This is a genomic window from Streptomyces sp. NPDC031100 (genome assembly GCF_055570785.1).
The window spans coordinates 341,506-352,838 of sequence record NZ_JBVIGN010000010.1 but is presented as its reverse complement, the minus strand read 5'-3'; the positions used below and the strand labels follow the sequence as shown (position 1 = coordinate 352,838).

At 68.8% G+C, this 11,333-nt stretch carries 10 protein-coding genes and 4 pseudogenes; 5 read left to right on the top strand and 9 right to left on the bottom strand.

All coding sequences use genetic code 11. The features are described from left to right. Positions 1–201: 201 nt before the first annotated feature. The 4 genes and pseudogenes from ACZ5DS_RS28170 to ACZ5DS_RS28155 form a co-directional block, all read right to left on the bottom strand. Complete coding sequence (locus ACZ5DS_RS28170; RefSeq protein WP_468243684.1) at positions 202–999, bottom strand: DNA polymerase Y family protein; 798 nt, start codon at positions 997–999, stop codon at positions 202–204. A gap of 277 nt (positions 1,000–1,276) precedes the next feature. Next, a pseudogene (locus ACZ5DS_RS28165) lies at positions 1,277–2,138 on the bottom strand (DNA polymerase III subunit alpha); the annotation flags it as partial. Positions 2,139–2,491: 353 nt separating this feature from the next. After that, the gene (locus ACZ5DS_RS28160) at positions 2,492–4,189 is read right to left on the bottom strand and encodes a purine-cytosine permease family protein (RefSeq protein WP_468243681.1); all 1,698 of its coding nucleotides are present in this window, start codon (positions 4,187–4,189) and stop codon (positions 2,492–2,494) included. 302 nt (positions 4,190–4,491) lie between these two features. Further along, complete coding sequence (locus ACZ5DS_RS28155; protein ID WP_468243678.1) at positions 4,492–5,574, bottom strand: substrate-binding domain-containing protein; 1,083 nt, start codon at positions 5,572–5,574, stop codon at positions 4,492–4,494. A gap of 110 nt (positions 5,575–5,684) precedes the next feature. Here ACZ5DS_RS28155 and ACZ5DS_RS28150 point away from each other — a divergent pair, with 110 nt between their 5' ends. Then, a complete protein-coding gene (locus ACZ5DS_RS28150; RefSeq protein WP_468243675.1) occupies positions 5,685–6,143 on the top strand; it encodes a MarR family winged helix-turn-helix transcriptional regulator in 459 nt (152 codons plus the stop codon). 142 nt (positions 6,144–6,285) lie between these two features. On the opposite strand, the pseudogene ACZ5DS_RS28145 reads toward ACZ5DS_RS28150, so the two are convergent. Both ACZ5DS_RS28145 and ACZ5DS_RS28140 read right to left on the bottom strand, forming a co-directional pair. Beyond that, positions 6,286–6,423 (bottom strand): annotated as a pseudogene (locus tag ACZ5DS_RS28145) (GNAT family N-acetyltransferase); the annotation flags it as partial. Positions 6,424–6,698: 275 nt separating this feature from the next. Beyond that, positions 6,699–7,151: pseudogene (locus tag ACZ5DS_RS28140) on the bottom strand (DNA polymerase III subunit alpha); the annotation flags it as partial. A gap of 252 nt (positions 7,152–7,403) precedes the next feature. Between ACZ5DS_RS28140 and ACZ5DS_RS28135 the strand changes: the two are divergent. Continuing rightward, positions 7,404–7,832, top strand: coding sequence for a hypothetical protein (locus tag ACZ5DS_RS28135; protein WP_468243672.1), 429 nt, complete (start codon positions 7,404–7,406; stop codon positions 7,830–7,832). Positions 7,833–8,061: 229 nt separating this feature from the next. Here ACZ5DS_RS28135 and ACZ5DS_RS28130 read toward each other — a convergent pair whose 3' ends face one another. Genes ACZ5DS_RS28130 through ACZ5DS_RS28120 form a run of 3 tightly spaced genes read right to left on the bottom strand, consistent with a single transcriptional unit; the run spans position 8,062 to position 9,516 of the window. Next, positions 8,062–8,619 (bottom strand): TIGR03086 family metal-binding protein, encoded by a 558-nt coding sequence (locus ACZ5DS_RS28130; RefSeq protein WP_468243669.1) that lies wholly within the window; start codon positions 8,617–8,619, stop codon positions 8,062–8,064. A 4-nt stretch (positions 8,620–8,623) separates the two neighbouring features. After that, positions 8,624–9,157 carry an SRPBCC family protein gene (locus ACZ5DS_RS28125; protein ID WP_468243666.1) on the bottom strand — a complete coding sequence of 178 codons (534 nt, stop codon included), beginning with the start codon at positions 9,155–9,157 and terminating at the stop codon, positions 8,624–8,626. Continuing rightward, the gene (locus ACZ5DS_RS28120; RefSeq protein ID WP_468243664.1) at positions 9,154–9,516 is read right to left on the bottom strand and encodes an ArsR/SmtB family transcription factor; all 363 of its coding nucleotides are present in this window, start codon (positions 9,514–9,516) and stop codon (positions 9,154–9,156) included. The genes ACZ5DS_RS28125 and ACZ5DS_RS28120 overlap by 4 nt, the downstream gene beginning before the upstream one ends. Before the next feature lie 519 nt (positions 9,517–10,035). Here ACZ5DS_RS28120 and ACZ5DS_RS28115 point away from each other — a divergent pair. From ACZ5DS_RS28115 to ACZ5DS_RS28105, 3 genes and pseudogenes are all read left to right on the top strand, one after another. Next, positions 10,036–10,194 (top strand): annotated as a pseudogene (locus ACZ5DS_RS28115) (transposase); the annotation flags it as partial. A gap of 50 nt (positions 10,195–10,244) precedes the next feature. Then, positions 10,245–10,844 (top strand): hypothetical protein, encoded by a 600-nt coding sequence (locus ACZ5DS_RS28110; protein ID WP_468243819.1) that lies wholly within the window; start codon positions 10,245–10,247, stop codon positions 10,842–10,844. After that, entirely contained in the window at positions 10,841–11,329 is a 489-nt protein-coding gene (locus tag ACZ5DS_RS28105) for a hypothetical protein (RefSeq protein WP_468243661.1), read from the top strand. The genes ACZ5DS_RS28110 and ACZ5DS_RS28105 overlap by 4 nt, the downstream gene beginning before the upstream one ends. Positions 11,330–11,333: the final 4 nt, after the last annotated feature.

Sequence of the window (11,333 nt, the reverse complement as noted above, 5' to 3'; positions counted from 1 at the left end):
TCCTTGGTGCTAGCCGGCCTGCCCATACAAGCTGAGGCTTCCTGGAAGAAGCCCTTTCTGCGGGCGCCTTCTTCCCGTCTTTCCGGGCCGGGCCTTCGTCGCGGACGTGCCGGGCAGTTCGTGGACGTCCCTCTCGCCGCGCGCGGCTCGGGCCATGCTCACGGACTCCTGCAGCGCCGCCATCAGGTCCACCAGCTGACGTTAGGTCATTGGTCCCCTCCTGTCTGACGCTGGCTGTAGGCGGCGCCGTGGTTGTGGGCTTCGGCAGTTGGTGTTCGTGCTGCGATGGTGAGGGATGCCGGGTACAGCACGCCGTGCCCGAAGCGGGCGCGGTCGCGGTCGGCGACGGCTTCGATGGCGAGCGGCTTGTCGTCGACGGAGTCGAGGGTGAGCTGCCGGGTGGCGCGGTCGGCGGGCTGCAGGGCGTCGGCCGCGCAGCGCGATGCCGCGCACTCGAGCGCGTTGTAGTCCGAGGGATTCGTACGCCGCGTACGCGGCGTGCGCCAGGAGGACGGTGTGCTGGGTCGCCTCGGGCAGGGTGCGGCTGCGTCGGGTGGCGCTGGTGTCGGCGTAGCGGATGGTGCAGGTCAGCCCCTGGGCGATCCGGTCGCTGGTGCGTAGGCGGGCGCCGAGGTCGTCGGCGAGGGCGAGCAGGGCGCGCCGGTGCTCGGTGGGATCGAGTTCGTCACGTGGGAAGCGGTGGTCGGCGCTGATGCTCGCCGGTGCCGGGTTGGGGTCGACGGCCTGGGTGTCGCGGCTGTGGGCGTGTTCGTGGAGGGCGCGGCCGGCGCGGGCGCCGAGCAGGCGCTGCAGGGTGAGCTGGGGGACATCGGCGACGGCGCCGATGGTGTGCAGGCCGTATGCGGCGAGTGTGGCGGTGGCCCGGGCGCCGATGCCGGGCAGCTCGCGGACCGGGCGTGGCCGCAGGAATGCGTCGATCGCCGCGGGCGCGTTCTCGATGACGGTGCGCTGACTGAAGGGGGTGAGGGCGGCGGCCATGGCGGCGAGCGGCCGGTGGGTGCGGCCGCGGCCGCGCTGCGCAGCCCGTAGTACGCCAGGGCCCGCAGCTGGATGAGTTCGGTGATGCCCCGGGCGTCCCGCTGCCAGAACCGGAGCGCGCCGGTGAGGTCCGCAACGGCACTGTCCGGCTCCAGCATCTGCACGCGCGGCGTGAAGTCCTCCAGGAGACGGCGCAGTTGCTGAAGGAGATCCGGGTCGTGCTCGGGCGCAAGGGCGAACCGGATGTGGAGGATGTGACGCCCTTCGCTCACGGTGATCACCCCGCGCTTCCCTGACTGCGGTGGCCGAGTCGGCGAAGGTCTGCCGACCGGCTGCCGGCGGGCTGGAGGTCCGCGTAGGGGTGGAGGCGGGCGCCGGCGGTGCCGTCGGTGAGGGTGCGGGCCGGGGCGGCGGGCTGTGCCGGGGTCGGGGCCGGGGTGGTGCGGTCGAGGAGGTCGAGTGCGGCTTGGGGGCCGTGGTCGCGGCGGGCGGCGGCGATTTCTTCGAGATCCCATGCCATTTCGCCGACGACGGTGCGGCGCGGGCCGCGGGCCTCGACGGTGCCGCGCACCAGGAGGAGCCCTGAGTGGAACACGGTGTGGGCGCAGGCCTCGTGGCTGTCTTCGAAGAAGGCGATGTCGACCAGGCCGGAGCCGTCCTCCAGCGTGCAGAAGATGACCCGCTTGCCGGAGGGGATCGGCGGGGTCTGGGTGGAGACCCGGACCCCGGAGCACCTCCTGGCCGGGGATCATGCCGCGCAGGTGGGCGGCGTCGGTGGCGCCGAGCTCCCGCAGCAGACGGTGGTGGTGCTCCATGAGGTGGTGGGTGACGTCGATGGAGAGGCTGTCGATTTCAGCGCTGAGCTTGTCGCGACTGGTCATCTCGGGCAGGCCGCTCGGTTCGGCGGTCACCAGCTCGCCGCTGAGGGGGAGTTGCCCGTCGGCGGCGGCCCGGTTGCGGGAGTGCCGGTGCAGCTCTTCGGCCTGCAGCAGCAGATCGCGGCGGGTCTGGCCGGCGGCGAAAGCGTCCAGGGCGCCGATCTGGAGCAGGCGCTGGGCGAGCGGGAGCGAGGGGCGGGCGCGCTGCCACAGGTCCTGCAGGCCGGTGTAGGGCTGGCTGGCTGTGAGGCGGCCGGTCTCGGCCACGCCCGAAGGTCGTCGACGACCTCAAGCGGAAGAACGACGAACTGCAGCACAAGCTCACCCGCCTGCGCGCCGAGCACAACCAACTGCGTACAGACTTCCAGCAACTCGTGCGGGTCTTGCAGGTCCTGGAGGCCGAGAACCAGCAGCTGCGGCAGTCCGCCGGGAGCGACGGTGCCGTTCGTGTCCTACCTGTCCAGCACCAGCCAAAGGGCTGACCGACGCATGCCCGTTCGAAGCACCGTACGCCCGCGACGCTAAAGCAGACCTGACCGACTGACGACGTCGGCTCCGGCCCACGTCGAATAACGCGAGCCGGAGCCAAACGGGACACGGGAAGGTGATGCTGGTCAGTCCACGGACCGCACGGTGGGCATGGCGAGGGCGACCGGTCCCGTGCCGGAGCCGCTCTTGCAGGAGTCGTGGCAGTCCTTCTCCAGGCTGCAGCACAGTGAGCAGATCGCCCCGGCGTGGAAGGGGCAGTTCGCCACGTCCGGCCGCTCGAAGTCGGTCGTGCACACGGTGCAGGTCAGCATGGCCGCGGAGGGCAGGCCGTCCGCCCCGAGCAGCGGCTCCTCCAGGTCGTCGACGCGGGCGATGTAGTACTTGCCCTTCGTGAGCACCGCGAACAGCGGTGAGAGGACCATCGCGAGGAACAGGGCGATGAAGGGGGAGTATGCCTTGCCGTAGTCTCCGAACGCCTCGAAGTAGGCCGCGATGGAGACGGCCGAGGCGATGAGCATCGATCCGAAGCCGACCGGGTTGAAGTTGTACAGGTGCGCGCGCTTGAACTCGATGTACGAGGGACTGAGCTTCAGCGGTTTGTTGATGACGAGGTCGGCGACGACCGCGCCGATCCAGGCGATGGCGACGTTGGAGTAGAAGCCGAGGACGGTGTTGAGGAAGCCGAAGACGCCGCCCTCCATCAGGGCCAGCGCGATGCCGACGTTGAGGAAGATGTAGACGACCCGGCCGGGGTGGCGGTGGGTGAGGCGGGAGAAGAAGTTCGACCAGGACAGCGAACCGGAGTACGCGTTCGTCGAGTTGATCTTTATCTGGGACAGGATCACGAAGAACGTGGCAAGGCCCAGGGCGACGGGTGCAGCGAAGGTCTTGAAACCGTGGACGTACTGCTGGATGGGCTCGTTGGCCTTGGACAGGCCCACGCTGCCGGCGATGTAGAAGGCGAGGAAGGCCCCGCCGATCTGCTTGGCCGCGCCGAGCACCACCCAGCCCGGGCCGGCGGAGAGGACGGCCCCCCACCACTTCCTGCTGTTCTCGGGCGTCTTGTCGGGCATGAAGCGCAGGTAGTCGACCTGCTCGCCGATCTGCGCGATCAGCGACAGGGCCACGCCCGCGCCCGCGCCGACGCCGAGCATGCTGATGCTCGAGCCGGTGGGGGAGTTGCCGGCGAAGTGCGTGAACTGCGAGAACTCGTCCGGCTCCTGGATGGCGATGGACACGAACGGCGCGACCATCAGCACCAGCCACACCGGCTGCGTCCACACCTGCATCTTCGACAACGCCGTCATGCCGTAGATGACCAGCGGCAGGATGATCAGCGAGCAGATCAGATAGCCGACGGCGAGCGGGATGTGCAGCCCCAGCTCCAGGGCCTGGGCCATGATCGAGCCTTCGAGGGCGAAGAAGATGAAGGTGAAGCTGGCGTAGATGACCGAGGTGAGCGTGGATCCGAGGTAGCCGAAGCCGGCGCCCCGGGTCAGCAGGTCCATGTCGATGGAGTACTTCGCCGAGTAGTACGAGATCGGGATGCCGGTCAGGAAGATGACGACCGCGGCGGCGAGGATCGCGACCATCGCGGAGGAGAAGCCGTTGGAGATGGCGATCGAGCCGCCGATGGCGAAGTCGGCGAGGTAGGCGATGCCACCGAGTGCCGTGGTAGCCACCACGTAGGGGGTCCAGCGGCGGAAGGACTTCGGCGCGTAGCGCAGGGAGTAGTCCTCCAACGTGTCGTTCTGCGCCCAGTTGTTGTACGTCCGTCCGCCCGTACTCGCCGGCGGTGCTTCCTTGTCGACGATCTCCGTCACGACATTCCCTCTTCCCAGCACTGGGGACGACCCGGGCGACCCCGGGTGATTGCACGGAAGAGTCACGCCGCACTGTTTCTTGAACGTTTCGCTTCCTTTAAGGGAAAGGTCTTTAACGGGCCTTTATTCGATGCGCGTAGATAGCACGCCAACAGGAGCGAAACCGCGTGGGCCGGGGTGCCCGTCCATGGGCGACTGCGGCGAGCGAAGGGCCCCATTGAATACGGATGCCTCGCCTCCGCCAGATACTTCCCGTAGAAAGTATTTCTGTGGCAGGGTAATGTCAACGGCAGGGAGCGGGGTCAGAGTTGGGTGACGATGTGGAAGTCGAAGGCATCCGCCCGTGCCAGGTACAGCCGTTGGGTGAGATGGTTGCCGCGCAGCCGCAGTGCGCCGCGCGGTCCCTCGTAGGAGACCGTTTCGCCCACCGTGCACATCGCCGGCACGTCCAGCGACCGCGCCCGCTCGGCCAACGCCGCCAGCAGGCGCACCCCTTCGAAACACGACTCGCCCAGACTGCCCACGACAGGGGCATCCACACCGAACCGCGCCGCGTAACGGGCGCTGAAGTCCAGGCTCTCGGCGGTCGCGAGCGTCTCGAAGAAACCGGCCGTCGCCCACAGCCCGTCGGTGGCCTCGGCACCGGTGGCCAGCAGGATGTTCTCGTCCATATGGGTGCTCAGCCGAAGACACCGCTGGTGAAGGCCGTACGCGGCGAACGCCCGGTTGAAGCGTGCCGCGTCGTCGCCGACCAGCAGCATCAGCACCGCGTCCGCCTCGCACCGCTCGATCCGGCGCAGCACCGGCCCGAACTCATGCGTCCCCAGCGGCACGAAGACCTCGTCGCGCACCAGACCGCCGCACGCCCGGACGTATCGCCGTGCGGCGCGGGCGGTCACGCGCGGCCACACATAGTCGTTGCCCACCGTGCACCAGCGTCGCGCGCCGGTTGCCTCGGCCAGCAGCCGCATCGCCGGCAGCAGTTGCGCGGCATCGGTCTCGCCCGTCAGGAAGACCCCGGGTGTGCGCTCGCCGCCCTCGTACTGGGCTGTGTAGACGTATGGAACGCGGCCCGCGATCCGCGGCAGCAGCGCCTGGCGCACGGCCGAGGTGTGCCAGCCCACCACCCCGTCGACGGCGCGCAGCGACACCAGGGCCTCGACCTCGGCCGCCACCCGCTCCGGCGATGCCCCGCCGTCCACCGTGACCAGGCGGACCTCCCGGTCCAGCACGCCGCCCACGGCGTTCAGTTCCTCCGCGGCCAGTTGTGCGGCCAGCTCGCACGACGGGCCGAAGACCCCCGCGGGGCCCTGCAGCGGCACGACCAGGGCCACGACCAGCGTCGTGCTCGAATCGCCGTTCCCTCTGGACGGTACCGGATGCACAGACCACCTCCGTGAGGGCACTGGGCGCGCGGATCCCGGTCCGGGCCCCGGCACCCTCGCGGAGGCTCGTAATGTGCCCGAACACTAGACCTATCGGAAGGACACCGGCAATGCCCTCCGAACCCTCCTCCCCGGACCTTGCCCACCTCCTCAGTCACGCCGAGCGACGCCTCGGCCGGCGCTTGGCCGCGGTGCTGGCCGAGGAGGGCTCCTCGGTGGAGGAGTGGCGCGTCCTGTCGGCCGTTGCCGACGGGCAGGGCCACCCGATGTCCGAAATCGCCGACCACGCCCTCATGCCGGCGCCCACTCTGACCAAGCTCGTCGACCGCATGGTCGCCGGCAACCTGGTCTACCGTCGGCCCGACCCCGACGACCGCCGCCGCGTCCTGCTGCACCTCACCGCCCGCGGCCGCATCCTCCACCAGCGTGCCGCCCACCGCGTCCACTCCGACCAAACCCGGCTTCTCGACGCCATCGGTGACCAAGGAAAACTCGCCCAGCTCCTGCCTCTGCTCGCGGCAACGGTCGACGGGTTGCCTGCGGTGGCGCCCAGCAGGCCGCACAGTTGAACTTTTCGATCAATGGCCGCGGCCTCGTCCCTGTGTGGCGAAGTTGGGCCTGCGCTTCAGCGTCTTGGCGGTCGCGCGGGCGAGTTGGACGACTGGGTTGGCGTGACAGTCGGCGGGAGGGGTGAAGCCCTGCGCGCGCCCAGAGGGGGAGCGCGGCCAGGGTGCGGGCGGGATGACAGGGGCCGAGGAAGACGACGATGCCCCTGCCCTCAGGAGAGGGGTGCGTGGCCTGGGTCCAGCCCTGCCGGCGGTAGAAGGCAACGGCGCGCGGCGAGCGGAGGCGGCACTGGTGATTCGAGCGATGCTCGGTCATGAGCTGCGGGGGCGTGTCAGTCGGGGCCATTGCTGGGCCACCTCGTGGTGGCACACCCGAAATAGGAGGATCTGTTGGAGGACGTCGGGGAGATGCGCCGGGCACCTATCGCACGTCTCGGACTGCTATTGGGAAAGAAGGACGAGGGCACCATCGACAACCAGTTTGCAACGTCCGCGCAGACGATCACGGTGACGATCGCACCTACCGACGGTCAGTTCACCACGCAAGGGTGCGGGACCTGGAAGCCGGTGAAGTAAGGAATGCAACACAGCTGGAGTTGACACAGAATCGAGCTGGAAGAGGCCGACGGTGTCGGAGGCCTGGATGAGCTCGAAGGCGAGCTGGTCGTTGAGGTCGACGTGGTCGGGGTTGTCGAGGTCGAGCTGGCGTCCGGTGGTGCGGCGGATCTCGGCGACCGCGTGGGCCATCGCGGACTGCATGCGTACGCCGAGCACATCCAGCTTGAGCAGGCCGAGGTCCTCGACGTCCTCCTTGTCGGCCTGCACCATCGGGTAGCCGGCCGGGGTCGGCTGCACCGGCAGCCGGTCCAGCAGCGCCGCATTGGAGATGATCACCCCGCAGGGGTGCATGGCGTAGCCGCGCGGCAGCGCGTCCAGGCCCTCAGCAAGCTCCCACAGCGGCCCGAACTTCCCCGCCCGCCCGGCGAGCTGCCGCAGCTCCGGCAGTTCGGCCCGCAGCCGGACGACGCGACATGTGCCTGCCCATCACCGGCGCCCACGAGTGGAACCTCCGACTGCACACGCTGATCAACCGTGTCCAGGAGAATCAGGAACTGCGGACCGCCCTCTCGGATCAGAGCTTCAGCCCCGATCTCAGTGACGCCCACCAAGGGCATCGGCGCGCCAGGGGCGTGGCGGTGCAGTTCGTCAAGTCTCACATCCGCCCGGACGTACGCCCCAGAGGGCCGCTGGGGCGATGAACACGTGATCGAGGTTCAGCACTTCGAGGACGGTGGGCTACGTCTGTTCATGACCCGCCTCTCCGACGGCCTCTCCGACCGGCATGCGCCGGAAGACGACGCGGAGCAGGTCCTCTTCGACGCGGCCGCCGTCATCCTCACCCGGCACATGCTGGAGCTGATCCGCATGGTCTCCGAAGACGTGGGCTACCACGGGAACTGGGCGGTGGGGGTCGGCGCCACCCGGCTCCGCGGCCGCCGCAGGTACACCGGACCGTCAGTCTTCGCCAGCAACCACAGGTACAGCGACGACGCCTACGAGGAGACCACCGGCGCTACCCTGGCCGAACTGCGTGACGCGCCGGGTACGGTGGCCCGCCGGCTCCTCGGTCCTCTGCTCCGCTCGCTGGGCTCCGAAGAGGACTTCTCGAAGGCCCTGACCGACGAAGGATGACCTTCGGCACTCCGACGCTCTACAAGACACCACGGGCCCCGGGGAGTCGGCCGCGGTTAAGGTCGAGGCCCTGGACCTGGACGGCTAGCACGTCCTCCACTCCGTCCGCGTCGACCTGCTCCGCCGCCTCGGCTGCACGACGGAGGCGGCGGAACACAGCGACGACGCCGAGCGAGCGTACCCGCACCGGGCTCCGGCGCTGGCCCCGCCGACGGTGCCTTCCGGCTCGTCAGGGCTTGCGGCCGATGAAGGCGAGAAAGCGAGTCTGGACGTTGGCGCTCTCCGGCACCTCGACCCGTGGGCCGTACTGCCCGCTCGCACGGAGCACGTCGTCGAGCGGCAGCATCCCCTCGAGCAACTGGGTGCACTTGGCGGGATCGAGGTGTTCGTCCTGGCCGGTGGCCCGTGCCAGGTCCCAGGTGTGCATGAAGACATCGGCGGTGTAGAACCGGTCGACCGCCTGGTCCAGTGGGACCTGTCCGATGTGCGGGTTCGACAGCAGCTTGTGTGCGGTGGCCGGATCGTCGAGGAGGGCCTGCACCCCGTTGCTGTGCACCGCCCAGGCGACCACTGGGTCTTCGTCCGCCGACGGCCCCTTGGGCAGTTCGACTCCGGCGCCCGCCTTCAGGAAGGCGGGGAACCACTCGACGAGGTGACGGACCACGTCGCGGGCGACCCACCCCTCGCACGGCGCCGGGTTGTCCCATGCCTCTGGATCCGTGCCGCGTACGCGGTCGGTGAAGACGCGCGCGACGATGCGGTGCTCGTCGGCTGCTGCTCTCGCCATGACCTCAGGCCTCCGTCTTGGTGTGTCGGTCGTTGTTTCCGCTCTGCCGGTCGCCGAGCAGTTCGTCAAGCCGCTCGTAGCCCTCGCGGACGCCGTGTTCCATGCCGCTCTTGATCATCGAGTCGCGGGCTTCGATGGAGTCCATGAGCGACTTGGTGGTCACCCGGGTGCGACCACCCACGTCCTCGAACACGGCGGTCTCCAGGCTGACGCTGTCGGGGAAGCCCTCGTACGTGAAGGTCTGCACGATGCGCTCGTGAGGGCGCACCTCGTGGAACACACCGTGGAAGCCGTACTCGGCCCCGGCGTTGTCGCGATGCACATAGCGGTACGACCCACCGCTGCGCGCGTCGTACTGGTCGATCAGCATCGTGAGCCGACGCGGGCCGAGCCACTGGAGGACCAGGTCAGGATCGGTGTACGCGCGGAACACTCGCTCCGGGGGAGCGTCGAACTCCCGGGTGATCACGATGGTGGGCAGAGCCGGGTCGGCCACGATCTGCGTCTCATTGCGGTGCTGCGTGCCGGTGTTGCTCATGATGCCGCTTCCTCCATCGGGGTGCTCGTCGCCGGCTGCTCGTCCATCCGTTCAAGGAGGGCATCGAGGCGGCGGAAACGGTCCTCCGCCTCCCGTCGGTAACGTTCGATCCACTTCGTCATCAGGTCGAAGACCTCTGCCTCCAGGTGGCAGGGCCGCCGCTGGGCCTCCCTGCTGCGGCTGACCAGACCGGCGTCTTCCAGGACTCTGATGTGCTTGGACACCGCCTGCACCGTGACGTCGTACGGCTCGGCCAGTTCGTTGACCGTGGCGTCCCCGGCGGCGAGCCGGGCCACGATGTCGCGCCGGGTCGGGTCGGCCAGGGCGGAGAACACCTGGGACAGCCGGTCGTCAGCCACCTCTCACCTCTCATATTCAACCGATTGGTTAAATACGTTACGGCCGACGCTTCGGCTTGTCAACCAATCGGTTGAATAGCGGCGGGTGGCCCGCGCGCAGCGAGAGGCGTCCACAGCCGGGCGTCAGCTGGCGGTGTCGTCGCCGGGCACGGCGTCCTGCGCAGAGGTGTGCCAGTTCGTGGTCCCGCATGTAGGAGGCGACCACGGACCCGTAGTCATCGTCCATGTCACATGCCCCGATCTCTCAGGCCCTGGATGGCTGGCCGCCGCAGCGGATCGCGGCTGCTTGAGGTCGTGGTCCGGGTCAGGGGCCGTTCCAGTAGGTGGCGCCGCGTATGGGGGTGGCGAGGCATCGGCGGGCGGGAGATGGGTTGGTGAGGCGGGAGTGTCCGCCTAGCCTCGCGCTTTCATGAAGCGGGCTGTCCGGCAGGTGATCAGGAAAGCAGAAAGTGCCTCTGACCAGCGAGAATGAGGATTGTCGAGGTCCTTGTTCCCGCTGAAGCCGGAGGCACTTTCCAGGTGAAGCAGCCTATCGGGTCCTACCCGCGTGTACGGGTCCGGGCCGACGGCCCTCAGGTCGTCTCCCACGCCGGTTCGGTCCTGCTCGTGGAGACGGTCCGCAAGAGCGGTCTTGGCCAGGCGATGTCCGCCGCTCTGACGCCGTGGCGCAAACCGCGGCGTTTCTGCTGTCAGGACAGCGGATTGACGACCGCCACCCAGATTCGCTGGTGGTGGTACTGGGGTGGGAAACCGTTCGGCTCGGCCGGATTGACCTGGACTGCCTCGGCCCGTGCGCCTCGGCCTCCGGGTTCGCCGCCGAAGTCGCCGCTGAGGAAGCCGTCGCCAAACTCGACTACGTCGAGGACCTCTACCGGGACTGGAACGACGGCAACGGCGCCACCGGCGGGGCCGCCAAGCACGTCCACGCCAAGTTCGACCGGATCCGCCGCGAGCTGGGCGACCTCCCCGGCGTCGTCGCCAGCCCCTCCCGCCTGCGCACGATGCGCCACCTCGTCAAGACGGTGCACCCCGGCGTCCTCAACGACTGCTTCTACCAGGCGCCCACCGCCGTCTGCAGCAAGCGCGCTCAGTCTCTCGTTCGCCCTCTGCCCCTGCACAACATGTGCTTGAGCTGCCCGAACTCCCGCCGGTCGTCGGTCCACCTGCCCCGGCTCACCCTGGCCCGCGACCAGGCCCTGTCCGCGAAGGAAGCCGGCCGCGAGCAACTTCCGCCCCTCCAGCTCATCGCTTTGAACGAGTACAGCCAGCAGTTGGATGACCTCATCACCGAGATCACCGACACGGCCCAGGAACCGCAGCACACATGAGCGACACCACCGCACTTCGCGTCCGGCAGGCATTCGAGCGGCTGACCGCTGATCACCCTGATCTGACCCCCAACGACCAGGCGCTCATGCAGGCCTTCGAACGCCTCATGCACGGCTTGAGCGAGGCCACCGACGGGTCACTGACTGTCGTCAACATCTGCGGCGAAGCGGGCGTGTCACGCGCCTCCTACTACCGCTCTCCCGTCGCGCCGGTCATCAAGGACATCCTTGCCGCCCCCGACATCCGCCGACCCGAGGTCGAAGAGCTCCGCTCCGAGATCACCCGGCTCAGGAAGGTGGAGCGCAAGCTACGTCAGGACCACGCGGCCGACGTCCGTGATCTTCGGTCCACCGGCGCCGCCTACGCGAACCAGATCCAGGTGCTCGCCTTGAGGAACGCCGAGCTCGAAGCCGAGAACACCGCTCTGCGCGGACGGCTACACGACAGGACCGAGAACGTGAGCGTCCTGCCCACTCAGCACTGAACCC

Coding starts and splice junctions, on each gene's coding strand:
- ACZ5DS_RS28150 (WP_468243675.1), top strand. CDS start 5,685: ATGCCCTCCGAACCCTCCTCCCCGGACCTTGCCCACCTCCTCAGTCAC.
- ACZ5DS_RS28125 (WP_468243666.1), bottom strand. CDS start 9,157: ATGAGCAACACCGGCACGCAGCACCGCAATGAGACGCAGATCGTGGCC.
- ACZ5DS_RS28105 (WP_468243661.1), top strand. CDS start 10,841: ATGAGCGACACCACCGCACTTCGCGTCCGGCAGGCATTCGAGCGGCTG.
- ACZ5DS_RS28130 (WP_468243669.1), bottom strand. CDS start 8,619: ATGGCGAGAGCAGCAGCCGACGAGCACCGCATCGTCGCGCGCGTCTTC.
- ACZ5DS_RS28170 (WP_468243684.1), bottom strand. CDS start 999: ATGGCCGCCGCCCTCACCCCCTTCAGTCAGCGCACCGTCATCGAGAAC.